Raw genomic sequence first — 24,109 nt, 5'->3', positions numbered from 1 at the left:
CCCGCGCACGGCGCGCTACTTGAGATCGGCGAACTTGCGCCCTTCGGCCACCAGCGTCTCGAGCAGCCTGGCGGGCCTGAAGTCGGCGCCGTGGGTCTGCTCGTAGCGCCGCATCGTCTCCAGCACCTTGTCGAGCCCGATGGTATCGGCATGGAACATCGGACCGCCGCGGTACACCGGCCAGCCGTAGCCGTTGACCCAGATCACGTCGATATCGGACGGGCGGATGGCCTTGCCCTCCTCCAGGATCTTCGCGCCCTCGTTGATCATCGGATAGATGCAGCGCTCGAGGATTTCCTGCTCCGAGACTACGCGGCTGGTCCGGCCCTGCTTCGCCGCAAAGTCGCGGATGATCTGCTCCACCACGGGCGACGGCCGCGCGTTGCGCCGCTCGTCGTAGTCGTAGTAACCCGCGCCGGTCTTCTGCCCGCGCCGGTCCATTTCGCACAGGATCTCGCGCAGCGTCGAGCCGCTGGACCTGTCGCGGCTCCAGCCCAGGTCCAGCCCGGCAAGGTCGCTCATCGCGAACGGCCCCATCGGAAAGCCGAAGTCGTACAGCACGCGGTCCACGTCCCACGGCAAGGCGCCTTCCAGCACGAGCTTCTGCGCCTCGCGCTGCCGCTGCGCCAGCATGCGGTTGCCGACGAAGCCGGGGCACACGCCCACCAGCGCCGCGATCTTGCCGATCCTGCGCGCCAGTTCCATCGACGTGCGGATCACGGGTTTGGCGGTCTTGTCGCCGCGCACGACCTCGAGCAGCTTCATCACGTTGGCCGGCGAGAAGAAATGCAGGCCGATGACCGATTCCGGCCGCGCGGTGGACGCGGCGATCGCGTTGACGTCCAGCGCCGAGGTATTGGTGGCGAGGATGGCATCGGGCTTCGCGATCCGGTCCAGCCGGCCGAACAGTTCCTGCTTGACCTCCATGTTCTCGAACACCGCCTCGATGATCAGGTCCGCGTCGGCCAGCGCCTCCAGTTCCAGCGTCGGCGTCAGCAGCGCCATGCGCGCCTCGACGTCCGCGGCGCTGATGCGGCCCTTCTTCGCCGTGTTGTCGTAGTTGGCGCGGATCGTCTTCAGCCCGCGGTCCAGCGCCTGCTGGGTCGTCTCCACGATGGTCACCGGATAGCCGGCGTTCAGGAAATTCATGGCGATGCCGCCGCCCATGGTGCCCGCGCCGACGATGCCCACGCGCCGCACCGGAATCGTCGGCGTATCGGCGCCAACATCGGGCACGTTCCACACCTGCCGCGAGGCAAAGAAGTAATGGCGCTGCGCCGCCGACTGCGTGCCGCCCAGCAGTTCGACGAACAGTTCGCGCTCGCGCTTGAGCCCTTCGTCGAACGGCAGTTCCACCGCCGCCTCGATGCAGCGGATGTTGTACTCCGGCGCATCGAAGCCGCGGAAGCGGCGCGCGTTGGCCTTGCGGAAGTCGGCGAACAGTTCCGGCTTGCCGCGCGCCGCCGCGACTTTGTCGTCCAGGTCGCGCACCTTGCGCAGCGGACGCTTCTGCGCCACCACCTGGCGCGCGAAAGCCACCGCATCGGCGCGCAGCGAGGCATCGTCCGTCAGCAGGTCGACGAGCCCCATCTCCGCCGCTTCGGGCGCGGGGACATGCGCACCCGAGGTCACCATCTCGAGCGCCTTCTGCGGCCCGACGATGCGCGGCAGGCGCTGGGTGCCGCCGGCGCCCGGCAGCAGGCCAAGATTGACTTCCGGCAGGCCGCACTTCGCCGAGCGCGACGCTACGCGGTAATGGCACACCAGCGCCAGCTCCAGCCCGCCGCCGAGCGCCGTGCCATGGATGGCCGCCACCACCGGCTTCGGGGCGTTTTCGATCAGCGCCTGCACCTCGGCCAGCGACGGCCCGCTCGGCGGCTTGCCGAACTCGGTGATATCGGCGCCCGCGACAAACGTCTTGCCGGCGCAGATCAGGACGATGGCCTTGACTGCGTCATCGTCCAGCGCGCGCTGCGCGCCATCGCGAATGCCCGTGCGCACGGCGGCGGACAGCGCATTGACCGGCGGCGAATCGATGGTGACGACGGCGATCTCGGCATCGACCGCGAGGTCGGTGACGGCGTTGATGGTGGTCATTCTGGGTATCTCCTCGTTCGGGCGATCAAATGGAAAGATGGGGAAATCAGGCGTTGCCGTGCCACTGCGAGACGTCGCGGGCGATGGCGAGGAAGCGGTCGAGGTTGTCCCGGATCTGCTTCTTGTTGTACTTGCCGACGCTGGTCTTGGGAATCTCGCTGGTGATCGCCACCAGCTTGGGCAGCATCCAGCGCGTGATGCGGCCCTTGTCGACGCCGTTGGCCTTGAGGAACTCGATCACCGCCCGCTCGTCGGCATCGGCGCCGGGCCGCATCGTCACCAGCGCCATGGGCTTCTCGCCCCATACCGGGTCGGGCACGCCCACCACCACGGCTTCGTGGACGAAGTCGGCCAGCGCGATCAGGTTCTCCAGCAGCACCGTCGGCACCATCTCCGCGCCGCTGCGGATCACGTCCTTGATGCGGTCGGCGATGGTGATATAGCCGTGCGCATCGACCTTGGCGATATCGCCGGTATGCAGCCAGCCGTCGCGCCACAATTCGGCGCTCTTGTCCGGGTCGCGGAAATACCGCTCGGTGGTCCATGGCGCGCGCACCACGATCTCGCCAACGCTGTGGTCGTCGTGCGGCACGGGCTTGCCGCTCTCGTCCACCACCTCGACCTCCACGCCGAGAATGGGCAGCCCCGACTTCACCAGGATGGCATCGGTCTGCTCGCGGTCCAGGTCGACCAGATCCTTCTTGATGAACGAGCTGACGATGGTCGGCGCGGTCTCGGTCATGCCGTAGCCCGAGCTCATGCGGAACGACGGAATCAGCGCCTCGAGCTTCTTCTTCAACCCAAGCGGCAGCGCGCCGCCGCCCACATTGACGCGCACCAGGCTGCTCAGGTCGTATTTCGACAGGTCGGGGTAATCGAGCAGCATCGCCGCGATGGTCGCGACGATGCCCACCGACGTCACGCGCTCGCGCTCCACCAGCTCGCAGAAGCCCTGCACGGTGAACGTGCCATGCAGCACGATCTTGTTCGCGCTGTACACCGCGACGAAGGGCGCGCCCCAGGCGTGGATATGGAACATCGGCGTGTTCAGCAGCGGCACCGCGTTTTCGCCCAGCCGCGTGCCCAGGCCGTCGGCAATGTCCACCGTCGGCGTATTGGCGATCGCCAGCTGGGCCATCATGTGCACGGTCATCAGATAGAGCTGGCGATGCGTGAAGGTCGCGCCCTTGGGCTGCCCGGTGGTGCCGGTGGTGTAGCACAGGGTCGCATTGACGTCCTCGTGCAGCGCGGGCCAGTCGTAGTGATCGGGCTGGCCCGCGATCAGGCTCTCGTAGTCGACCAGGTTGGCGATCTTGGTGTGAGGCAGACCCGGCTTGTCCGACATATGAACGAAGACCTCGACCACGTCCTTGATATGGTCGTAGATGCCTTCCACCAGCGGCAGCAGCGTGTCGTCGAAGAACAGGACGCGGTCGCGGGCATGCCGGATCGTGTAGACGATGTGCTCGGGCGAGAGCCGCACGTTGACCGGATGCAGCGTCGCGCCGATGCCCGGCACGCCGTAATACAGCTCCAGGTGGCGGTGCGTGTTCAGCGCCATCGTGGCGATGCGGTCGCCCGGCTCGCCCGGCGCGCCCGGCGCCACGCCCAGCTTGCCGGTCAGCGCGCCGGCGAGCTGGCATACGCGCCGGTACCACTGCATCCAGGTGAAGCGGAAATAGTCGCCGCTGACGTGGTTGCGGTACACCACGCCGATCTGGTCCGGATACATCCGCACGGGCCGCTTCATGATCGAGGTCAGCAACAGCGGATAGTGGGTGCTGAACTCGGGGTATGTCCTCGCTTCCATCTTGTCTCCTGATGCTGGTCCGCCGGTGGATTCCGGCGTGATCCTTGTCGTTGGCGGCGCCGCGCTTCAGTCGCCCGGCGCCCCCGGCATTGCAGGCAATACAGGCTCCTGCTGCGCGCGGCGCTGGCGCGGATCGACGATGCGCAGCGCCAGCGCGAAGGCCGCGCACTTGACCGCGATGGCGATCGCGAACACCAGCCAGAAGCGCACGCCCTGCGCCAGCAGCCCGCCGCAGATGGGGCCGATGGCCATCATGGTGTAGGTCGCGGTGTCGGACACAGCAAGCAGCATGGGCCTGTCCCTGCGCGTGCCGAACTCCATCACCAGGTTGTCCGCGGACACGAAGAAGCCGCCGAAGGCCGCGCCTAGCCCGCAGAAGGCCAGCACGAAGCCCGGCAGCGCGGTCCCCGCCAGCAGCAGCACGGTGGCCGCGATCCACAGCGCGATGCTGGCGAGAAACACCCGCCGATAGCCGTGGCGGTCGGCGATGCGGCCCCACGCGAGGCTGCTGGAGGTCTGCGCCAGCAGATAGGCCAGGCTCAGGTAGCCCAGCGTCGCGCCGGACAGGCGCACATGCGTGCCCGCGTAGATGGCATAGAAGGGCATGGCCATCATGCCGAACGCCACCAGCGCGCGGGCGATGAAGAAGCGGACGAAGTCGGCATCGGCGCGCAGCAGCCCGGGCACCTCGCACAGCCGGCGCAGAAAGCCGCTGGGCGTGCGCACGTCGTGCAGCGTCGGCTCGCGCATCGCGCTCAGCGCGGAGATGCCAATGCTGGTCAGCACGAACGCCGCGAAGAACGTCGCGGCATAGCCGTTGCCGAACACGTCGTGGCCGACGAGGTAGCGGCCGCCCAGCCACGCCACGCCCGCGGCGGTCAGCCCGCCGCAGAAATTGCGCAGCGCCACCAGCCGGCCGCGCCGCGACAGCGGGATGATCTTGGAGGTCAGGTAGTTGAAGCTGACGTTCTGCACGCCGTTGAGCAGGCCGAACAGCAGCAGGAAGGCGGCCGCCGCGGCGAGCGCGGACTGCCCGGTGAGCCACAGCGCCGACAGCGCGAGCCCGAGGATCTGCGCGCGCACCAGCCAGCCGACCACATAGATCAGCGGCATCACGCGCGGACGATGCTCGATCAGCGTGGCGCCCCAGATCGACGACGCCGCCATGCCGGCGTACTGTGCCGAGAGCACCAGCCCCACCATCAGCTTGGAGCCGGACAGCAGGTACAGATAGGCCGGCACGAACGTCGGCGCGGTAACCAGCCGGAAGCCCGTCATGCCCAGCATGCCGTGCACCAGGTAAGCCTTCGCATTCCGCGCCAGGTGCAGGTCGACATGGCGGCGATAGCACCGCTCCGCCTGTTCGTCGGCCGGCAGCTCGGCGGTCGTCATGCCGCCCGTCCGCTTGCGGCGTCGCCATCGGCCGGATCGGCCGCGGCGCCCGGCGCGGCGTACTCGCGCAATGCGTGGCCCAGTTCCACCGGCGCCAGCGACAGCAGCTCCATGACGGCGGCCAGCCATTCCGGCCGCTCGCGCGCGCAGATCGACAGCGGCGCGGCAAGCTCGGAATGCTGCGACGCCAGCATGGCGAAGTTTGCCGCGTAGCTGGGTGGCCGCACGTCGTTGGCCAGTTCGGCGATCGCGAAGGGATCGGGGGGCGCCGGCTGCGTGGTGTCCACGCAAGGAATGTAGGGACTGCGCACGGCCGTGCCGCCTCCGGCAAGCCCGGGACCGTCGCAGACGATGGCGCCCCGCACGTCGGCGGGCCGGGCACCGGCCAGCATCAGCGCGACATAGCCGCCCAGCCCTCTGCCGGCCACCGTGCAGGGGCCGAGGTGGGCCAGCGCGATATCGGCGTCCGCCATCAGGAACTCGCAGCTGTAGCCGCCCCCGCGCGGAATGTCCGAGCCGCCATGGCCGGTGAAATCCAGCGCGTGCACGGACCCCGGCCATGCCGCGTACTCGCGCGGCAGGGTCGCCGGCGACCGCTCGCCCAGGCCATGCAGCAACAGCAACGTCGGGCCCGGGGCGGTCCTCAGGGCATGCAGCGCGAGCCGCAGCCGGTGGTGGCGCAGATAGACGGTCATCGGCACAGAAAGCGAAGGATGCGGTCGGCGGTGTCGTGCGGCCGCTCGATATGGACGAAATGGCCGACGTCTTGCATCACGGTTACCTCGGTACTGGCGGCGAAGTACGGCATCAGGTCCTCGGCGGTGGCGTCCCAGCCCATCGGTTCCTTCTCCGAGCCGAACAGCGCGAGCATCGGGATCGGGAAGCCCGGCAGCCGGTCCGTCATCGCGCGGGCCCGCATGGGGCCGAAGCCGAACACGCCGATCACCGGGTCCAGCTTCCAGCGCCAGCCGTCGGCATCGCGGCGCGCGCCGTGGCTGGCGATGTAGCGCAGCCATTCGTGGCTCAAGCGGGGATTCATCCGGGCGCGGCGCTGCGCAATCTCGTCGAGCGTGCCGGGTCGCCGCTCGCGCTGCGCCCCTTCCCGGCGCGTGTCCAGCCATTGCGTGATGATCGGCGCGGTCATCGACTTGCGCTCGCGCACGGCGCTGTCGGCGTGGGGGCTGCGGAACGGCAGGCCGTCGATGGCCACGAAGTGCGTAAAGCGATGCGGCAGCGCCTGGATGGCATGCACCAGCAGCGAACCGCCCTTGCTGTGGCCGATGGCGATGCACGGCTGCCGCGTGACCGAGTCCGCCACCGCCAGCATGTCGCGCGCGTCCGCCAGCCAGCTGTAGAGATCGCTGTGCTCGGAGTCGCCATGGCCACGGTGATCGTAGGAGACCACGCGGAAGCCGGCATCGGCGATCAGCGGCGCGAACACGTCGAACGTACGGGCGAAGTCCAGCGCGCCGTGCACCAGCAGCACGGGGCGCGCGTCCTCGTCGCCCCATTCGTGGACGGCGAGCCGGACTCCGCTCGACTCGACCCACCGCTGCCGGTCCGGCGCGCGGGCGCCGGGATAGGCAACGGGCAGGTCGTCGGCAACGGGCATGGCGACGGGCACGGCAGTGTCTCCCTGAGCGTTTCCGTACCTTGTCCGCCGCGGCATCCGGCGCGGGCCACGCGGCCGGGTGCGACGAATTGGCGTTTTAGTAAGTACGGTATGTTTTCAGCGCGATGCTACCACAGGCTTGGGCTTCTACCAGCCCTGATTGCGGGTACCGTTTCACGGATGCGTGCGACGCCGGCTATTGGCGGCATTCCGTGCGCCTTTCCGCACCGCGGCATTTGGAATCGGACTGGCCGGCCGAGGCCGGCGGGCTTCGCACCACGCTGCTCACGATCCTCCTCCCGCATCTCTTCGGACCCGTTTTAGGTAATCGAGTATTGACGGTGCCCGGTGCCGCTTGTATAACGGGATACGCCGCTTCGACCGCCAGCGCCCTGCCTCGGGCACCAGCGACGAAGTGCCGGCGACCTCCGGGCCCTGCGCCACACAAGGAGGCACCGTGCGCAAGGCGTGGCACGACATAGGAGACAAGCGTGGACGTGTTGGACACCGAGTTGGAATCGTTCCGGCGGCAGACCCGTGCCTGGCTGGAACAGAACTGCCCCGCCGAGATGCGCGAGCCGGTGCGCGGCGATGACGATATCTGCTGGGGCGGCCGCAAGTTCCGCTTCCAGTCGGAGGCGCAGCGCCAATGGCTTCCGCGCATGGCCGACAAGGGCTGGACCGTGCCCGAATGGCCCGCCGAATACGGCGGCGGCGGCCTGACGCGGGCGCAGGCCAAGGTGCTGCGCGAGGAGATGACGCGGCTCGGCTGCCGCGTGCCGCTGCAAAGCTTCGGCATCTCCATGCTCGGCCCCGCCCTGCTCAAGTACGGCACCGAGGCGCAGAAGCGCGAACACCTGCCCAGGATCGCGCGCGGCGAGATCCGCTGGTGCCAGGGCTATTCGGAGCCGAACGCCGGCTCCGACCTCGCCGCGCTGCAGACGCGCGCCGAGGACCGCGGCGATCATTTCGTCGTCAACGGCCAGAAGGTATGGACGTCGTACGCCGACAAGGCCGACTGGATCTTCTGCCTGGTGCGCACCGACACCGCCGCGCAGAAGCACACGGGCATCAGCTTCCTGCTGTTCGACATGGAGACGCCCGGCGTCTCCACGCGGCCCATCCTGCTGATCTCCGGCAAGTCGCCATTCTGCGAGACGTTCTTCGACGACGTCGTCGTGCCGCGCGACCAGCTGGTCGGCGAGCTCAACGGCGGCTGGGAGATCGCCAAGTACCTGCTGACGCATGAGCGCGAGATGATCAGCGCCATCGGCAGCCGCGGCTTTCGCCAGCCGCTGGGCAGGCACGCCGCCCGTGCCATCGGCCTGGATGCGGCGGGCCGGCTCGACGAGCCCATGCTGCGCGCGCAGATCGCGCAGTTCGAGATCGACGAGGCGGCCTTCGCGGCCGCCGGCGAACGCGTGCGCGACCTCGCGCGCCAGGGCGAAGGCATCGCCGCGTTCTCGTCGGTGCTCAAGTACTACGGCGCCGAACTGAACAAGCGCCGCTACGAACTGCTGATGGCCATCGGCGGCAGCGACGCGCTCGAATGGGAAAGCGAGCGCAGCCAGGATGGCGCCATCGCCCGCGCATGGCTGCGCAGCAAGGCCAATTCGATCGAGGGCGGCACCAGCGAGGTCCAGCTCAATATCGTCGCCAAGCGCCTGCTCGGCCTGCCCGGCGCCTGAGCCGCCCACCGTCCGGGGCGCCCGCGTCCCGGCCACTTCCCTCCGACACGAGGCCGCCATGCCCATCGTACTGAACGAGACGCAGGACATGCTGCGCGACAGCGCCCTGTCCTTCCTGCGCGAGAGCGCGCCCATCGCCGCGCTGCGCAAGCTGCGCGACACCCATGACGAAACCGGCTTCTCGCGTGCGCTGTGGCGCGAGTTCGCCGCGCTGGGCTTCGCCGGGGTGCTGGTGCCCGAGCAGTACGGCGGCAGCGGCCTGGGCGCGGTGGAAGCCGGCGTCATCATGGAAGCCATCGGCCGCACGCTCGCGCCATCCCCCTTCCTTTCCAGCGCGGTCCTGGGGGCGACGCTCGTCGCCCGCAACGGCAGCGAGGCGCAGCGCCAGGCACTGCTGCCCGCGCTGGCGGCGGGCGAGCATCTGCTCGCGCTGGCCGTCGACGAAGTCGCCAAGCACCGCCCGCAGCGCCAGACGCTGCGGGCGGAGCCCCAGGGCGACGGCTTCCGGCTCGATGGCGCCAAGGTCTTCGTGGTCGACGGCCACGTCGCCGATACGCTGATCGTCGCGGCACGCACTGGCGGCGGCCCGGACGACCGCGACGGCGTCACGCTGTTGCTGGTGCCGCGCGACAGCGCCGGCATCCGCATCGAGCGCACGGTGCTCGCCGATGCCAGCAACGCCGCGCGCATCGCGTTCGATGGCGTCCACGCGCCGGCGAACGCGGTGCTTGGCGCACCCGGCGATGGCGCCGCCATGCTGGAGCGCGCGCTCGACATCGGACGCGCGGCGCTGTCGTCCGAGTTGCTCGGCATCGCGGACGAGGCCTTTGCCCGCACGCTCGCTTATCTGAAGGAGCGGCGCCAGTTCGGCCGCATCATCGGCGAGTACCAGGCGCTGCAGCATCGCGCCGCGCATCTGTTCACCGAGATCGAGATCACGCGCGCCGCCGTGCTGCTGTGCCAGCAGCGGCTGGACCAGCCGTTGGCAGACGCCCCGGCCGATGCGAAGGCCGATGCGGAGCGCGCGGGACTGGTGAGCGTGGCCAAGGCCCGCGCCGGCACCACCGCGACGCTTGCCGTGCAGGAAGGCGTGCAGATGCACGGCGGCATCGGCATGACCGACGAGTACGAAATCGGCTTCTTCATGAAGCGCGCCCGCACCGCGCAGGAACTGCTCGGCGACGCCAACGCCCACGCCCACCGCTGGGCCACGCTGGGCGGGTACTAGCCCGCGGCGCCGCGCCCGCCGGCACGCGCAGCCGTCCGCGGCATGCGCGTGGCGACTCGCGCGCGGCGTTCGCCGCCGGCCATGGGAAAACCACTAGACCATGGCGGGCCAATCGGGTTGTCATCGATTCGAAGCGCCAGTATGCTGAATCGACACCGAGCGCGGCAGCCGTCAACAAGCGGCGCAGTTAGCCGCAGGCGTTAAAAGACAGGCCCGCCCCGCATAAAAAGACCAATATCGCGGCGCACAACGGGCCGGAGACAGGAGACAGCATGTATCACGGGTCATGCAGAATCGTGTTGACGGTATCCTTGCTGACGGCGGGCTCGCGATGAGCGCCTACGTCCTGCGCCGCCTGCTGGCGCTCGTGCCCACCCTGCTGTTCGCCAGCCTGATCGTCTTCACCATCGTGCGCATGGTGCCCGGCGACGTGATCGACCTGATGCTCAGCCAGAACGACATCAGCGCCGACACCAAGACGCGCGAAGACCTCGTGCGCGCCCTCGGCCTGGACCGTCCGATGTGGCAGCAGTACCTGCACTGGGTCGGTGACATCGTGCTGCGGGGCGACCTCGGCCAGTCGCTGTGGCAGAACGAACCGGTGCTGTCGATGGTGGCCTCGCGCATTCCCGCCACCGTCTCGCTGGGCGTGCTCGCGCTGATCGTGGCGCTGACGGTCGCGCTTCCCATCGGCGTGCTGTCGGCCATCCGCCAGGACAGCGCCGCCGACTATGTCGCGCGCTCCTTCTCCATCCTGATGCTGGCCGTGCCCAGCTTCTGGCTCGGCACCATGGTGATGGTGTTTCCCTCCGTGTGGTGGGGCTGGTCGCCCGAAGCGCGCTACGTGCCGTTCCTCGAAGACCCGGTCCAGCACGTGCGCAACATGCTCATTCCCGCCATCGTGCTCGGCATGGCCCTGTCGGCCATCACGATGCGCATGACGCGCACGATGATGCTGGAGGTGCTGCGGCAGGACTACATCCGCACGGCGTGGGCCAAGGGCCTGAACGAACCGCTGGTGGTGATGCGCCACGCGCTGCGCAACGCGCTGATCCCGGTGGTAACGCTGATCGGCCTGCAGGCGCCGCTGCTGATCGGCGGCGCGGTCATCATCGAGCAGATCTTCGCGCTGCCGGGCATGGGGCTGCTGCTGCTCGACGCCGTGCACCAGCGCGACTATCCAGTCGTTACCGGCGTGTTCCTGGTGGTCGGCGTGGCGGTGATGCTGATCAACCTGCTCGTCGACCTGAGCTACGGGCTGTTCGATCCCAAAGTGAGGCACCGCTGATGGCCAATCCCGTCGTCCATCCCTCCACCATCGCGGCGCCGCGCAGCGCGGGCGCCAAGCCGGTCCGCCGTCCCCTGCCGGGCTTCGGCTTTCTCAAGCGCCTGTTCCGCGACAAGCCGCTGGGCGCGGCCGGCGCGGTCATCTGCGCGCTGTTCCTGTTCTGCGGCATCTTTGCCGACGTGCTGGCGCCGTACGGCATGAACGAGATCAACATGCTGCACCGCCTGCAGCCGCCCTCGTGGGCGCATCCGTTCGGTACCGACAACCTCGGCCGGGACATGCTCTCACGCTGCCTGTACGGCGCGCAGCTGTCGGTCGTGATCGGCCTGAGCGCGGCCACGCTGGCAACGGTGGTGTCCGTGGTGCTCGGCATCCTGACCGGCTATCTCGGCGGCAAGTTCGACCTGATCGTGCAGCGCATGGTCGATGCGTGGATGAGCTTCCCCGATCTGGTGATCCTGATCGTGGTGGTATCGGTGCTCGGCCCAGGCAGCTGGCAGATCGTCGGCACGTTGGGGCTGCTGCTGGGCATTGGCGGCTCGCGCATCGTGCGCAGCGCCGTGGTCTCGGTGCGCGAGAACATGTACGTGCACGCCGCTCAGTCGATGGGGGCGTCCACCGGCCGCATCCTGTGGCGCCATATCCTGCCCAACGTGCTGCCGCCGGTGATCGTGCTGTTCACCACGCGCGTCGGCACCGCCATCCTCGCCGAATCCGGCCTGTCGTTTCTGGGGCTGGGCGTGCCGCCTCCCGCGCCGACCTGGGGCGGCATGCTGTCCGGAGACGGCCGCACCTTCATGTTCCAGGGACCGTGGCTCGCGCTCGCCCCCGGCATCTGCCTGACCATCGTGGTCTACGCAATCAATGTCTATGGCGATGCGCTGCGCGACCTGCTCGACCCGCGCATGCGCGGCACGCGCTAGCGCAAGGTTCCTGCATACGGCGGCGCGAGATGCGCGCCGCGCGAATTTCCCGGCGAGCACGCATCCGGGCCAACGGTAGTCGACGACGGAGGGCAGCGGTTTGACGACACAGGCATCCTCGATATTGGTGGGCGTGGCGCTCGCGCTGGGCGCGGCAACGGCAGGCGCGCAAGGCGGCGCCCAGCCAAACGGCCCGGATACCGCGCCGAAGTACGGCGGCACGCTGGAGGTCGGCTCGGTCTACGCGACCATCTCGGCCCTGTCGTGGGATCTGGCCGACTGGAACTGGAAGCAGAATTACGACACGGGCCAGGTCTACGAGCATCTGTTCGCCGCCGATCTGTCGAAGGCGAAGCGCAACGGCGGCAAGTACGGCTTCCAGGCCGATGCCTGGCTGCCCGAGGACGCGATCCGCGGCGAGCTCGCCGAGAGCTGGAAATGGCTGGACCCGCTGACGCTCGAAGTGAAGCTGCGCAAGAACGTGAAGTTTCCCGCCAAGCCCGGAGTGATGGAGGAGCGCGAGCTCGTCGCCGACGACGTGGTCTTCAGCTACACGCGCCAGGCGGAGAGCCCCAAGAAGATTCCCACGTACTTCGACCACCTCGCCAAGGTCGAAGCCAAGGACAAGCACACGGTGATGTTCCGCTTCAAGGAGTTCAACGCGGAATGGGACTACCGCTTCGGCTGGGGCTACTACTCCGGCATCATGCCGAAGGAGGTCGCCACCGCCGGCGCGGGCAACTGGAAGAACATCAACGGCAGCGGCCCGTTCCAGCTGACGAACTTCGTGCAGGGCAACGCCACCACGTACACGAAGAACCCGCTGTACTGGGACAGCGAAACGCTCGGCGGCAAGGACTACAAGCTGCCGTTCGTCGACAAGGTCGTGCTGCGCACGATCAAGGACGAAGCCACCCGCAACACCATGCTGCGCACCGGCAAGCTCGACGTGATGGAGGGCATCCGCTGGACCGCGGTGGAGGAGCTGAAGAAGAGCGCGCCGCAGCTGCAGTGGTCGCGCTGGCTCTCGTTCAACGGCCAGTATCTGGCGATGCGCGTCGATACCAAGCCCTTCAACGATATCCGCGTGCGGCGCGCGCTCAATATGGCGGTCAACAAGCAGGAGATCGTCAAGCAGTACTACGGCGGCAACGCCGAGCTGTTCGCCTATCCGCAGCACCCCGACTACGTGGGCTACTACGAGCCGCTCAGCGCGATGCCGGACAACGTGAAGGAGCTCTTCACGTACAACCCCGAAAAGGCGAAGAAGCTGCTGGCGGAAGCCGGCTATCCCAAGGGCTTCAAGTTCAAGGTGCAGGTATGCGCCTGCAGCCCGGACCATATGGAGATGCTGCCGCTGATCGCCGCCTATCTCGAGCAGGTCAACGTGCGCATCGAGATCCAGCCGATGGAGTACGGCGCCTTCCTGTCGGCCATGACCACGAAGACCAATGCGCCCGGCTACCTGATGAGCAACGGCCATACCAACCCGACCACCACCATCCGCAAGAGCTTCGTGCCGGGCCAGGTGTGGAACGCCGCGCAATGGGGCAACGAGGCATACACCAAGCGTGTCGAGGCCGCGTTCGAGCTGCGCGACACCGGCAAGCGCCAGGAAGCGCTGCGCGCGCTCACGCGCGAGATCCTGGCCGAGGCGCCCTATATCTGGCTGCCCACGCAGTACGTCTACACCGCATGGTGGCCGTGGGTGAAGAACTACGGCGGCGAGCTGCGCGCCGGCGCGGTGCGGCCGGGGCCCATCTACGCGCGCATGTGGATCGACCAGGAGATGAAGAAGAAGATGGGCTTCTGACCGCCCGCTCCCCATCGCACATGGAGGCATGCATGAAGCAGCCCATCCTGCGGGTCAGCAACCTGACCACGCGCTTTCGCACCGACCGCGGCATCGTCACCGCGGTGGACCAGGTGTCGTTCGACGTGGCGCCCGGCGAGACGCTGGCCATCGTCGGCGAATCCGGCTCGGGCAAGAGCGTCACGGCGCTGTCCGTCCTCGGACTGATTCCGTCGCCGCCCGGCTCCATCGACGGCGGCGAGATCGTCTTCGAGGGGCAGGACCTGCTCAAGCTCGGGCCCAAGGGGATGCACGCGATCCGCGGCAACCGGATCGCGATGATCTTCCAGGAGCCGATGTCGTCGATGAATCCCGCGCTGACGGTGGGCAAGCAGATCGCCGAGCCCATCCGCCTGCATCGCGGGCTGCCGTGGAAAACCGCGCTCGGCATCGCCGGCGAACTGCTCGGCAAGGTGCAGATCCCCGAGCCCCAGAGCCGGCTGTCCGCGTATCCGCACCAGTTCTCCGGCGGCATGCGCCAGCGCGCGATGATCGCCATGGCGCTGGCCTGCGAGCCGCGGCTGATCATCGCCGACGAGCCCACCACCGCGCTCGACGTCACGGTGCAGGCCCAGATCCTCGATTTGCTCAAGGACCTGGCGCAGCGCACGGGCACCGCGCTGATCCTGATCACGCACGATCTCGGCGTGGTGGCGCGCTATGCCGACCGCGTCGCGGTGATGTATGGCGGCCGCCTGGTGGAAACCGCCACCGCCGAGGCGCTGTACCGCCACCCCGCCCATCCCTATACGCGCGGCCTGATGGCCTCGGTGCCGCGTCTCGACGGCGACACGCGCCAGCCGCTGGTGCCCATCGAAGGCCAGCCGCCCGACCTGAGCTCGCTCGGTCCCGGCTGCGCCTTCCTGCCGCGCTGCAAACAGGCCATGGACCAGTGCCGCGCCACGCGCCCGGCGCTGCGCGACGTGATGGCGCCCGGCGCCGCTCCCGTCCCCGACCCCCATCTCAAGGCGTGCTTCCTCCATGAACTCCACTGACACCATCGACGCGCCCACGCGGCGACCGGCCACTACACCGGCCACTACGCCGGCCACGACGCCGGCCACGACGCCGGCCGGCGAAGAGGTCCTGCGCGTGGACGACCTCAAGGTGCATTTCCCTGTGACCAGGGGCGTGCTGCTGAAGCACCAGATCGGCTCGGTCAAGGCCGTCGATGGCGTCTCGTTCGCCCTGAGGCGCGGGGAAACGCTGGGACTGGTCGGCGAAAGCGGATGCGGCAAGTCCACCACGGGCCTGGCGCTGATGAAGATGCAGCCGGCCACCGCCGGACGCATCGCCTTTCGCGGCGACGACCTCGCCAGCTTCACGCGCGCGCAGGAGCGCCAATTCCGCCGCAGCGTGCAGATGGTCTACCAGGACCCGTTCGGCTCGCTGAATCCGCGCATGAAAGTCAGCGACATCGTCGGCGAACCGCTGGAGATCCACGATTTCCCCGGCGGCCGTGCCGCGCGGCGCGCGCGCGCGGCGGAGCTGCTGGAGATGGTGGGCCTGCTGCCCTATATGGCGGACCGTTACCCGCACGAGTTCTCCGGCGGCCAGCGCCAGCGCATCGGCATCGCGCGCGCGCTGGCCCTCGGACCCAGCGTGATCGTCTGCGACGAACCGGTGTCGGCGCTGGACGTCTCGATCCAGGCGCAGGTGGTCAATGTCTTCATGGACCTGCAGCGCAGGCTCGGGCTGACGTATCTGTTCATCGCGCACGACCTCGCCGTGGTGCGCCATATCAGCGACCGCATCGCGGTGATGTATCTGGGCAGGATCGTGGAGATCGCGGACCGCGACGCGCTCTATGCCAATCCGCGCCACCCGTACACCCAGGCGCTGCTGTCGGCGGTGCCCGTTGCCAGCGTCGAGGCGGAACGCACGCGCAAGCGCATCGTGCTCAAGGGCGAAGTGCCCAGCCCGATGAACCCGCCTTCGGGCTGCCGCTTCCATACCCGCTGTCCGGTGGCGATGGCCCGCTGCCGCACCGACGATCCCGCGCTGCGCGCGCAGCCGGATGGCCAGATGGTGGCCTGCCACCTGTATCCCTGACTGCCTCGGCCCGCCGGCTCAGGCCGGCGACAGGATGCCCATCAGCAGCGGCCGGACGAACAGTTCGGAGGCGTTGTCCGCGCGCGCATCGCGCACCCAGCGGTGCAGTTCCACCGCGGCATTGATCATGCTGTTGACCTGCAGCGCCGCGATGCCCTGATCCAGCGGGCGGATCGAGCCGTCCTGCATGCCCTGCACCAGGAAGCGCACGATGCGGGCCGACAGCCGGCTCATCGTCAGCATCTTCTCCTTGCGCATCTCCTCGGGCAGCGCGCCGTAGATGGTCAGCCGCAGCAACGGCCCCTGGCTCGAGAACTGGTAGTGCACCAGCGCGCGGGAGACGGCGCACAGCTTGTCCCAGCCGCTGCCGGGACCGTTCTCCACGCGCGTCTGCGTGTCGCGGATCACCGTGAACATGCGGTCGATGCAGGCCGAGATCAGGTCGTCCTTGTTCTCGTTGTGGTGATAGAACGAACCCTTGGTCAGGTTCAGCCGTGCCGAGATGCGGTCCGCCGAGGCGCCGCGATAGCCCTGCTCGTTGAGCAGTTCGGTGGCCGCGCGCAGGAAGGCGTCCTGCGTGGTCTCGGGCTTGTCGGGCGCCGGCAGCAGCGCGGCCACGTCCAACTGCCCGGCCCAGCGCGACGACGGCGCGGCGATGCCGTGCAGCAGCACGTCCACCACGGTCTGCGCCACCTTCGGATAATCCTCGGGCTCATAGCGCTCCACCCACGACATCGCACCGGTCGCCAGCGACAGCAGCAGATGCGCCCGCGCGCTCAGCGCGTTGCGCTGCGCCGCATCGGTGGGCACGCCGTCGCGCAGCAGCTGGCGGATGCGGCGGAACATGTCGGTGTAGGCATCGAAGGCGATGTCGGCATGGCTGTCCGGCAGCGCGCGGATCTCGCGAAAACTCATCAGCTCGGCCCGCTCGCCGGTGCCCGTGCGCGCCAGCCGCTCGAAGAACAGCGTGATAAAGGCCTCGACGCGCGCCTGCGGCGTCTCGCGCTGCAATGCCGCGCTGGCGATATCCACCATCTCCCCGATCGTGCGCATCAGGCACGCCACGACCAGGTCTTCCTTCTTGCGGTAGTAGTAGGTGATGCTGTTCGTGCTCAGGCCCACGTCCTGCGCGACGTCGGACAGCGTGGTGCCGCGCACGCCCTTGTGGTTGAAGCGCCGTGCCGCGGCGTCCAGGATGGCCTCGCGCTTTTCGACGTAGCGACGGGTCAGGCGGGCTTCGGCCGGGTCCTTGAGCATGGATGAAGATATGGGGCGAGGCGTTGCTTGATATCGCGCGGGAATCGCGCGCGTTGAAGAACCCCGAAAGGCCTGCGCGAATTATAGCGGGCGCGTTTCGCTCGCGTCCGTCTTGCATGCATCGGCATCCGCGCTCAGAATCTGTAGCCCGGCCGGCCTCGCCCTGTTTCGCGCGATCCTGGCCGGCGCCTTTTGATGGAAAGGAATGCCGATGCCAGAGCCGCAATCCGAGTCGTCGCCATTGCAGGTCGCCCCCGGCGCAGCGCTCGCCGGGGCCTCGCCCGCGCAGGCGCGGCAGGCCGTCGAGGCCGTCTATCGGGCCGAGTCTCGCCGCGTGCTCGCCACGCTGATCCGCCTGCTGGGCGACTTCGATATCGCCGAGGAAGCGCTGCACGACGCTTTCAAGGCCGCGCTGGAGCAATGGCCGCGCGATGGCATTCCGGCGAACCCGCGCGCGTGGCTGGTCTCGGCCGGGCGTTTCAAGGCCATCGACGGCATCCGCCGGCATGCGCGCTTCCGCGCGCTCGACGAGGTCGCCGAACAGGTCGAAGCCATCGAAGACGAAAGCGCGGCGCTCGGCATGGACGACGAGACCCTGGAGGACGACCGGCTCCGGCTGATCTTCACGTGCTGCCACCCCGCCCTCGCGCCGGACGCGCAGGTCGCGCTGACGCTGCGCGAGGTATGCGGCCTGACCACCGAGGACATCGCCCGCGCCTTCCTGACCGGCGCGCCGACGCTCGCGCAGCGCATCGTCCGCGCCAAGGGGAAAATCCGCGACGCCCGCATTCCCTACCAGGTGCCCGACCACGCCGAGCTGCCGCAGCGGCTGGAAAGCGTGCTGCGCGTGATGTATCTCGTCTTCAACGAGGGCTATTCCGCCAGCTCCGGCGACCAGCTCACGCGGCACGACCTGTCGGCGGAAGCCATCCGGCTGGCCCGGCTGCTGCTCGAACTCCTGCCCGAGCCGGAAGTCATGGGCCTGCTGGCCCTGATGCTGCTGCACGAATCGCGCCGCGCGGCCCGCGCCACGCCCGAGGGCGACCTGATCGTCCTCGACGAGCAGGACCGCTCGCTGTGGAACCGCGAGCTGATCGCCGAGGGCATCTCGCTGGTCGAGCGCGCGCTTGGATCGCGGCGGTTCGGCGCCTACTCGCTGCAGGCGGCAATCTCCGCCGTCCATGCCGAGGCGCCGAGCGCCGAAGCCACGGACTGGCCCCAGATCGTGGCGCTGTACGACGTGCTGATGGGTTTCGGCTCGTCGCCCGTGGTTGCGCTGAACCGCGCCGTGGCCGTCGCCATGCGTGACGGCCCGGCCGCCGGACTGGCCCTGATCGATGGCATCCTGAACGCCGGCCAGCTCGCCGACTATCACCTTGCCCACGCCGCGCGCGCCGACATGCTGCGGCGCCTTGGCCGTCACGACGAAGCCCGCGCCGCCTACCGCACCGTCCTCGGCCTGGCGCGGCAGGAACCCGAACGGCGCTTTATCGAGAAGCGGCTCGCCGGCCTGCCCGCGTGACGGGCGCGTCCCGCAATATTTTTCCGATCGAATGGCCCGCCGATGTCGAATCCGGCCGCGGCCGAACGACCAGCTAGTGAAGGCGGCTTCCCGCGCCGCCCGTTTCCCTGCTCCACCCAACCTTTGAGGCGATCATGAAATACCTCTGCCTGGTCTATTACGAAGAAAAGCAGGTCTACAGCATGCCGCGCGACGAATGGGATTCCCTCGTCGGTGAATGCCTCGCCTATGGCGACAAGGTCAAGGCCAGCGGCCGCCACATCGCCGGCGAAGCACTGCAGCCCGTGGACACCGCGACCACGGTCCGGGTCCGCGACGGCAAGGTCTCGGTGACCGACGGGCCGTTCGCCGAAACCAAGGAACAGCTGGCGGGCTTCTACCTGATCGACGCCACCGATCTGAACGAGGCCATCCAGGTCGCCGCCAAGATCCCGCCGGCGCGCCACGGCAGCATCGAAGTCCGCCCCATCCGCGAATTGACCGGTCCCGGCGCCTCCTGAGATTTTTTGGAATCGCGGCGACGGCGATGTCGATTCCCGGCGTCGCCGATCGACAAGGGTCAGAGGGACGAAAAACCGGCCCCAGGACGAGGAGCGTTAGCCATGAAGTTCGTGTGCCTGATGTATGCCGACCCGAAGACACTGGAATCGCTGCCCGAGAAGGCGTGCCAGCGGCTTGCCAGCGAGAGCCGGCTGTATGGCGAGGTGCTGGCGAGGCGCGGCCTCTGCGTGGCCAGCGAGGCCCTGCAATGCACCGCGACCGCGACGACCCTGCGGATGCGCGCCGGCAAGCTGGAAATCAGCGACGGCCCGTTCGCCGAAACCGCCGAACAACTGATCGGCTTCTTACTGCTCGAGGCCGATGGCCTGCACGAAGCACTGCATCTGGCGGCCAATATCCCGGCCGCCCGCGTCGGCAGCATCGAGGTCAGGCCCGTGTGCGATCTTGCCGCCCATTCCCCTACCGTCCGTAGCGATGATCTGGAACATCGCTGGGCCACGTCTTAGAACGAAAGCCTGCGCGGCGCCAGCCAGGCGCACGCCGAACGACGCCGTACAGGGCCCGGATGGCGGCTCTTGCGGCGATCCCTGAAGCCATCCTGCTCCCGAGGAGACTCACCATGAATGCAGAAGTCGGAGATACCACCACCCAGCAACTACAGGCCCTGATGGAGAAATGGATGGTCGCCGCACGCTCGCGCGACCTGAAAGCCATCATGTCGTGCTACACGGACGACGTCGTCGCGTTCGACGCCATCATCCAGCTCCAGTTCAAGGGCGCCGACGCCTACGGCAAGCACTGGGCCATGTGCATGGAAATGTGCGGTGGCGAAATGATCTTCGAACCGCGCGACCTGACGATCGCCGCCAGCGGCGACGTCGGCTACGGCCACTACCTGATGCGCTGCGGCGCCAAGGATGCCGACGGCACCGAGAAAAGCTCGTGGATGCGGTGCAGCGTCGGCTTCCGCAGGACCGGGGGGCAGTGGGCCATCGCCCACGAGCATTTTTCCGCGCCATTCGATATGGAAAGCGGCAAGGCGCTGTTCGATCTCAAGCCGTGATCGCGCGTCCGACCGACTCAATACGCCTGGAGGAAAAACCATGAGCAATTCGCAAGTCAAGCCGATTCCGGAAGGGATGCACACGCTGACGCCGCACCTGGTCTGCGCCAAGGCCGCCGAAGCCATCGAGTTCTACAAGGCCGCCTTCGGCGCCCAGGAACACGGGCGGCTCACCACGCCGCAAGGCGCCCTGCTGCACGCGATGCTGCAGATCGGCGACTCGCACCTGATGCTGGTCGATGAATTTCCGGATTGGGGCGCTGTCGGGCCCAAATCGCTGAAGGGCTCGCCAGTGACCCTGCACCTGTACGTCGAGGATGTCGACGCCGCGGTCAAACGCGCCGTGGATGCCGGCGCCAGGATCACGATGCCGGTCGACGACATGTTCTGGGGCGATCGCTACGGCAAGGTCGAGGATCCGTTCGGCCACCAGTGGTCGCTGGCCACCCATATCCGCGATGTACCGCCGGAGGAAATGGAAAAGGTGGCCGCAAGCGCTACTGGCGGCTGCGGCGAATCGAAGGCCTGATGGGAAGAGCGGTCGGAAGGCATGGTATTCCGACCGCCCAAAGCAAAACACCCCAGCTTTGGGAGCTGGGGTGTTCTGGGAATAAGAGCCTGGCGATGACCTACTTTCACACGGGTAGTCCGCACTATCATCGGCGCGAAGTCGTTTCACGGTCCTGTTCGGGATGGGAAGGGGTGGTTCCAACTTGCTATGGTCACCAGGCATTGAGGGGTTGCTGCGCCGGGGTTTAAGCCGTCGCGGCAGATAGGGATGTAGTGTGTGGGGGTGATTGTGTTGGCCGGTGGCACAACTGGGCTCTCACACCGTGCGTGAAGACGCACCGGTTATAGGATCAAGCCTTACGGGCAATTAGTACTGGTTAGCTTAACGCATTACTGCGCTTCCACACCCAGCCTATCAACGTCCTGGTCTCGAACGACCCTTCAAGGAGGTCAAGCCTCCAGGGAATCCTCATCTTCAGGCGAGTTTCCCGCTTAGATGCTTTCAGCGGTTATCTCTTCCGTACATAGCTACCCTGCGATGCCTCTGGCGAGACAACAGGTACACCAGCGGTACGTCCACTCCGGTCCTCTCGTACTAGGAGCAGCCCCCGTCAAGATTCCAACGCCCACGGCAGATAGGGACCAAACTGTCTCACGACGTTTTAAACCCAGCTCACGTACCTCTTTAAATGGCGAACAGCCATACCCTTGGGACCGGCTACAGCCCCAGGATGAGATGAGCCGACATCGAGGTGCCAAACACCGCCGTCGATATGAACTCTTGGGCGGTATCAGCCTGTTATCCCCAGAGTACCTTTTATCCGTTGAGCGATGGCCCTTCCATTCAGAACCACCGGATCACTATGTCCTGCTTTCGCACCTGCTCGACTTGTCGGTCTCGCAGTTAAGCACGCTTTTGCCATTGCACTTTAGGTACGATGTCCGACCGTACCAAGCGTACCTTCGAACTCCTCCGTTACACTTTGGGAGGAGACCGCCCCAGTCAAACTGCCTACCATGCACTGTCCCCGACCCGGATTCACGGGCCAAGGTTAGAACCTCAAACAAACCAGGGTGGTATTTCAAGGACGGCTCCACGAGAACTAGCGTCCTCGCTTCAAAGCCTCCCACCTATCCTACACAGATCGGTTCAAAGTCCAATGCAAAGCTGCAGTAAAGGTTCATGGGGTCTTTCCGTCTAGCCGCGGGGAGATTGCATCATCACAAACACTTCAACTTCGCTGAGTCTCGGGAGGAGACAGTGTGGCCATCGTTACGCCATTCGTGCAGGTCGGAACTTACCCGACAAGGAATTTCGCTACCTTAGGACCGTTATAGTTACGGCCGCCGTTTACCGGGACTTCAATCAAGAGCTTGCACCCCATCATTTAATCTTCCGGCACCGGGCAGGCGTCACACCCTATACGTCCACTTTCGTGTTTGCAGAGTGCTGTGTTTTTATTAAACAGTCGCAGCCACCATTTTATTGCAACCCCTTCACCCTTCTGGCGCAGGCCAGTCAAGCTACCAGGGCGTACCTTATCCCGAAGTTACGGTACCAATTTGCCGAGTTCCTTCTCCCGAGTTCTCTCAAGCGCCTTAGAATACTCATCTCGCCCACCTGTGTCGGTTTGCGGTACGGTCTCGTATGACTGAAGCTTAGAGGCTTTTCTTGGAACCACTTCCAATTGCTTCGCAGCACTAGGCCGCTCGCCCCACATCCTTGAATTACGCGCCCGGATTTGCCTAAGCGCCTTCTCCAATGCAGGGACCGGGACTTCCAACACCCGGACAACCTTCCGCGATCCGTCCCCCCATCGCATCATACGACGGTGCAGGAATATTAACCTGCTTCCCATCAGCTACGCATCTCTGCCTCGCCTTAGGGGCCGACTCACCCTACGCCGATGAACGTTGCGTAGGAAACCTTGGGCTTACGGCGAGGGGGCCTTTCACCCCCTTTATCGCTACTCATGTCAGCATTCGCACTTCTGATACCTCCAGCATCCTTTACAAGACACCTTCACAGGCTTACAGAACGCTCTCCTACCACGCAATTACTTGCGTCCGCAGCTTCGGTGACTGGCTTAGCCCCGTTACATCTTCCGCGCAGGACGACTCGATCAGTGAGCTATTACGCTTTCTTTAAAGGGTGGCTGCTTCTAAGCCAACCTCCTGACTGTTTTAGCCTTCCCACTTCGTTTCCCACTTAGCCAATCTTGGGGACCTTAGCTGGCGGTCTGGGTTGTTTCCCTCTTGACACCGGACGTTAGCACCCGATGTCTGTCTCCCGTGATTGCACTCTTCGGTATTCGGAGTTTGCTATGGCGGGGTAATCAGCAATAGACCCCCCAACCATGACAGTGCTCTACCCCCGAAGGTGAGACACGAGGCACTACCTAAATAGTTTTCGGAGAGAACCAGCTATTTCCAGACTTGTTTAGCCTTTCACCCCTATCCACAGCTCATCCCCTAACTTTTCAACGTTAGTGGGTTCGGTCCTCCAGTACGTGTTACCGCACCTTCAACCTGGCCATGGATAGATCGTCTGGTTTCGGGTCTACACCCAGCGACTCAATCGCCCTATTCGGACTCGCTTTCGCTACGCCTTCCCTAACCGGTTAAGCTTGCCACTGAATGTAAGTCGCTGACCCATTATACAAAAGGTACGCCGTCACCCGTTTCCAGGCTCCGACTGTTTGTATGCATGCGGTTTCAGGATCTATTTCACTCCCCTCCCGGGGTTCTTTTCGCCTTTCCCTCACGGTACTGGTTCACTATCGGTCGATCACGAGTATTTAGCCTTGGAGGATGGTCCCCCCATCTTCAGACAGGATTTCACGTGTCCCGCCCTACTTGTCGTACCCCTAGTTCCACAACGCGGTTTTCGCATACAGGGCTATCACCTGCTACGGCCGGGCTTTCCATCCCGTTCTGCTAACCACACTGCTAAAAAGTACAAGGCTCTTCCCATTTCGTTCGCCACTACTTTGGGAATCTCGGTTGATTTCTGTTCCTGCAGCTACTTAGATGTTTCAGTTCGCCGCGTTCGCTTCCCTGACCTATGTATTCAGTCAGGGATGACCCATACGGGCCGGGTTTCCCCATTCGGACATCTTCGGATCAAAGCTTGTTTGCCAGCTCCCCGAAGCTTTTCGCAGGCTACCGCGTCCTTCATCGCCTGTGATCGCCAAGGCATCCACCACATGCACTTGTTCGCTTGACCCTATAACGAGTGCGTCTCCTCTCGGAGACACCCGCTACAGGTGAGTTCTCGCATTTGTGCCGTATTCCAAGTCATCTTTCGATCACTT

Annotated in this window: 18 protein-coding genes and 2 rRNA genes; 12 read left to right on the top strand and 8 right to left on the bottom strand. The window is 66.3% G+C overall.

Going from position 1 to position 24,109, the window contains the following annotated elements; genetic code table 11:
- Positions 1 to 15: 15 nt before the first annotated feature.
- The 5 genes from LDO27_RS07685 to LDO27_RS07665 form a co-directional block, all read right to left on the bottom strand.
- Positions 16 to 2,097 (bottom strand): 3-hydroxyacyl-CoA dehydrogenase NAD-binding domain-containing protein, encoded by a 2,082-nt coding sequence (locus tag LDO27_RS07685; protein ID WP_224040913.1) that lies wholly within the window; start codon positions 2,095 to 2,097, stop codon positions 16 to 18.
- A gap of 46 nt (positions 2,098 to 2,143) precedes the next feature.
- Complete coding sequence (locus tag LDO27_RS07680) at positions 2,144 to 3,907, bottom strand: long-chain-fatty-acid--CoA ligase (RefSeq protein WP_224040912.1); 1,764 nt, start codon at positions 3,905 to 3,907, stop codon at positions 2,144 to 2,146.
- Between the two features lie 66 nt (positions 3,908 to 3,973).
- Complete coding sequence (locus LDO27_RS07675; RefSeq protein ID WP_224040910.1) at positions 3,974 to 5,299, bottom strand: MFS transporter; 1,326 nt, start codon at positions 5,297 to 5,299, stop codon at positions 3,974 to 3,976.
- Positions 5,296 to 5,994, bottom strand: a complete 699-nt coding sequence (locus LDO27_RS07670; protein ID WP_224040908.1) for an alpha/beta hydrolase — start codon at positions 5,992 to 5,994, stop codon at positions 5,296 to 5,298. Before LDO27_RS07670 ends, LDO27_RS07675 begins: the two co-directional genes overlap by 4 nt.
- Complete coding sequence (locus tag LDO27_RS07665; protein WP_224040906.1) at positions 5,991 to 6,923, bottom strand: alpha/beta fold hydrolase; 933 nt, start codon at positions 6,921 to 6,923, stop codon at positions 5,991 to 5,993. The genes LDO27_RS07670 and LDO27_RS07665 overlap by 4 nt, the downstream gene beginning before the upstream one ends.
- 557 nt (positions 6,924 to 7,480) lie before the next feature.
- Here LDO27_RS07665 and LDO27_RS07660 point away from each other — a divergent pair.
- The 7 genes from LDO27_RS07660 to LDO27_RS07630 all read left to right on the top strand — a co-directional run bounded on the left by LDO27_RS07660 (position 7,481) and on the right by LDO27_RS07630 (position 15,942).
- On the top strand, positions 7,481 to 8,599 hold the full coding sequence (locus tag LDO27_RS07660; protein ID WP_377747781.1) for an acyl-CoA dehydrogenase family protein: 1,119 nt from the start codon (positions 7,481 to 7,483) through the stop codon (positions 8,597 to 8,599).
- 58 nt (positions 8,600 to 8,657) lie between these two features.
- The gene (locus tag LDO27_RS07655; protein WP_224040902.1) at positions 8,658 to 9,827 is read left to right on the top strand and encodes an acyl-CoA dehydrogenase family protein; all 1,170 of its coding nucleotides are present in this window, start codon (positions 8,658 to 8,660) and stop codon (positions 9,825 to 9,827) included.
- 331 nt (positions 9,828 to 10,158) lie between these two features.
- A complete protein-coding gene (locus LDO27_RS07650) occupies positions 10,159 to 11,115 on the top strand; it encodes an ABC transporter permease (RefSeq protein ID WP_224040901.1) in 957 nt (318 codons plus the stop codon).
- Entirely contained in the window at positions 11,115 to 12,038 is a 924-nt protein-coding gene (locus LDO27_RS07645; protein ID WP_224040899.1) for an ABC transporter permease, read from the top strand. The genes LDO27_RS07650 and LDO27_RS07645 overlap by 1 nt, the downstream gene beginning before the upstream one ends.
- 100 nt (positions 12,039 to 12,138) lie before the next feature.
- Positions 12,139 to 13,851 (top strand): ABC transporter substrate-binding protein, encoded by a 1,713-nt coding sequence (locus LDO27_RS07640; RefSeq protein WP_224040897.1) that lies wholly within the window; start codon positions 12,139 to 12,141, stop codon positions 13,849 to 13,851.
- A gap of 32 nt (positions 13,852 to 13,883) precedes the next feature.
- Positions 13,884 to 14,885, top strand: coding sequence for an ABC transporter ATP-binding protein (locus LDO27_RS07635; protein WP_224040895.1), 1,002 nt, complete (start codon positions 13,884 to 13,886; stop codon positions 14,883 to 14,885).
- Positions 14,872 to 15,942, top strand: coding sequence for an ABC transporter ATP-binding protein (locus tag LDO27_RS07630; protein WP_224040893.1), 1,071 nt, complete (start codon positions 14,872 to 14,874; stop codon positions 15,940 to 15,942). The genes LDO27_RS07635 and LDO27_RS07630 overlap by 14 nt, the downstream gene beginning before the upstream one ends.
- A gap of 18 nt (positions 15,943 to 15,960) precedes the next feature.
- Here LDO27_RS07630 and LDO27_RS07625 read toward each other — a convergent pair whose 3' ends face one another.
- Positions 15,961 to 17,199, bottom strand: a complete 1,239-nt coding sequence (locus tag LDO27_RS07625; RefSeq protein ID WP_224040891.1) for a TetR/AcrR family transcriptional regulator — start codon at positions 17,197 to 17,199, stop codon at positions 15,961 to 15,963.
- Positions 17,200 to 17,410: 211 nt separating this feature from the next.
- On the opposite strand from LDO27_RS07625, the gene LDO27_RS07620 reads away from it, so the two are divergent.
- The 5 genes from LDO27_RS07620 to LDO27_RS07600 all read left to right on the top strand — a co-directional run bounded on the left by LDO27_RS07620 (position 17,411) and on the right by LDO27_RS07600 (position 20,814).
- The gene (locus tag LDO27_RS07620) at positions 17,411 to 18,721 is read left to right on the top strand and encodes an RNA polymerase sigma factor (RefSeq protein ID WP_224040889.1); all 1,311 of its coding nucleotides are present in this window, start codon (positions 17,411 to 17,413) and stop codon (positions 18,719 to 18,721) included.
- A 134-nt stretch (positions 18,722 to 18,855) separates the two neighbouring features.
- Positions 18,856 to 19,221 (top strand): YciI family protein, encoded by a 366-nt coding sequence (locus LDO27_RS07615; protein ID WP_224040888.1) that lies wholly within the window; start codon positions 18,856 to 18,858, stop codon positions 19,219 to 19,221.
- A gap of 102 nt (positions 19,222 to 19,323) precedes the next feature.
- A complete protein-coding gene (locus LDO27_RS07610; protein ID WP_224040886.1) occupies positions 19,324 to 19,728 on the top strand; it encodes a YciI family protein in 405 nt (134 codons plus the stop codon).
- 113 nt (positions 19,729 to 19,841) lie between these two features.
- Positions 19,842 to 20,285 carry a YybH family protein gene (locus LDO27_RS07605; RefSeq protein ID WP_224040884.1) on the top strand — a complete coding sequence of 148 codons (444 nt, stop codon included), beginning with the start codon at positions 19,842 to 19,844 and terminating at the stop codon, positions 20,283 to 20,285.
- A 40-nt stretch (positions 20,286 to 20,325) separates the two neighbouring features.
- The gene (locus LDO27_RS07600) at positions 20,326 to 20,814 is read left to right on the top strand and encodes a VOC family protein (protein WP_222200915.1); all 489 of its coding nucleotides are present in this window, start codon (positions 20,326 to 20,328) and stop codon (positions 20,812 to 20,814) included.
- Between the two features lie 87 nt (positions 20,815 to 20,901).
- On the opposite strand, the gene rrf is transcribed toward LDO27_RS07600, so the two are convergent.
- A 5S ribosomal RNA gene (gene rrf / locus LDO27_RS07595) occupies positions 20,902 to 21,015 on the bottom strand.
- A gap of 126 nt (positions 21,016 to 21,141) precedes the next feature.
- A 23S ribosomal RNA gene (locus LDO27_RS07590) occupies positions 21,142 to 24,021 on the bottom strand.
- Positions 24,022 to 24,109: the final 88 nt, after the last annotated feature.

This window comes from Cupriavidus respiraculi (assembly GCF_914271545.1).
Taxonomy (GTDB): domain Bacteria; phylum Pseudomonadota; class Gammaproteobacteria; order Burkholderiales; family Burkholderiaceae; genus Cupriavidus; species Cupriavidus respiraculi.
Note: the sequence above shows the minus strand (reverse complement) of the source record. Positions and strands in the feature narration are given on the sequence as shown.

Bases quoted from the DNA above. Each gene is read 5' to 3' on its own strand.
- LDO27_RS07645 (WP_224040899.1), top strand. From the start codon at position 11,115: ATGGCCAATCCCGTCGTCCATCCCTCCACCATCGCGGCGCCGCGCAGC.
- LDO27_RS07605 (WP_224040884.1), top strand. From the start codon at position 19,842: ATGAATGCAGAAGTCGGAGATACCACCACCCAGCAACTACAGGCCCTG.
- LDO27_RS07630 (WP_224040893.1), top strand. From the start codon at position 14,872: ATGAACTCCACTGACACCATCGACGCGCCCACGCGGCGACCGGCCACT.
- LDO27_RS07625 (WP_224040891.1), bottom strand. From the start codon at position 17,199: ATGCTCAAGGACCCGGCCGAAGCCCGCCTGACCCGTCGCTACGTCGAA.
- LDO27_RS07610 (WP_224040886.1), top strand. From the start codon at position 19,324: ATGAAGTTCGTGTGCCTGATGTATGCCGACCCGAAGACACTGGAATCG.
- LDO27_RS07685 (WP_224040913.1), bottom strand. From the start codon at position 2,097: ATGACCACCATCAACGCCGTCACCGACCTCGCGGTCGATGCCGAGATC.
- LDO27_RS07675 (WP_224040910.1), bottom strand. From the start codon at position 5,299: ATGACGACCGCCGAGCTGCCGGCCGACGAACAGGCGGAGCGGTGCTAT.
- LDO27_RS07670 (WP_224040908.1), bottom strand. From the start codon at position 5,994: ATGACCGTCTATCTGCGCCACCACCGGCTGCGGCTCGCGCTGCATGCC.
- LDO27_RS07650 (WP_224040901.1), top strand. From the start codon at position 10,159: ATGAGCGCCTACGTCCTGCGCCGCCTGCTGGCGCTCGTGCCCACCCTG.
- LDO27_RS07660 (WP_377747781.1), top strand. From the start codon at position 7,481: ATGCGCGAGCCGGTGCGCGGCGATGACGATATCTGCTGGGGCGGCCGC.
- LDO27_RS07620 (WP_224040889.1), top strand. From the start codon at position 17,411: ATGCCAGAGCCGCAATCCGAGTCGTCGCCATTGCAGGTCGCCCCCGGC.
- LDO27_RS07680 (WP_224040912.1), bottom strand. From the start codon at position 3,907: ATGGAAGCGAGGACATACCCCGAGTTCAGCACCCACTATCCGCTGTTG.
- LDO27_RS07600 (WP_222200915.1), top strand. From the start codon at position 20,326: ATGAGCAATTCGCAAGTCAAGCCGATTCCGGAAGGGATGCACACGCTG.
- LDO27_RS07615 (WP_224040888.1), top strand. From the start codon at position 18,856: ATGAAATACCTCTGCCTGGTCTATTACGAAGAAAAGCAGGTCTACAGC.
- LDO27_RS07655 (WP_224040902.1), top strand. From the start codon at position 8,658: ATGCCCATCGTACTGAACGAGACGCAGGACATGCTGCGCGACAGCGCC.
- LDO27_RS07635 (WP_224040895.1), top strand. From the start codon at position 13,884: ATGAAGCAGCCCATCCTGCGGGTCAGCAACCTGACCACGCGCTTTCGC.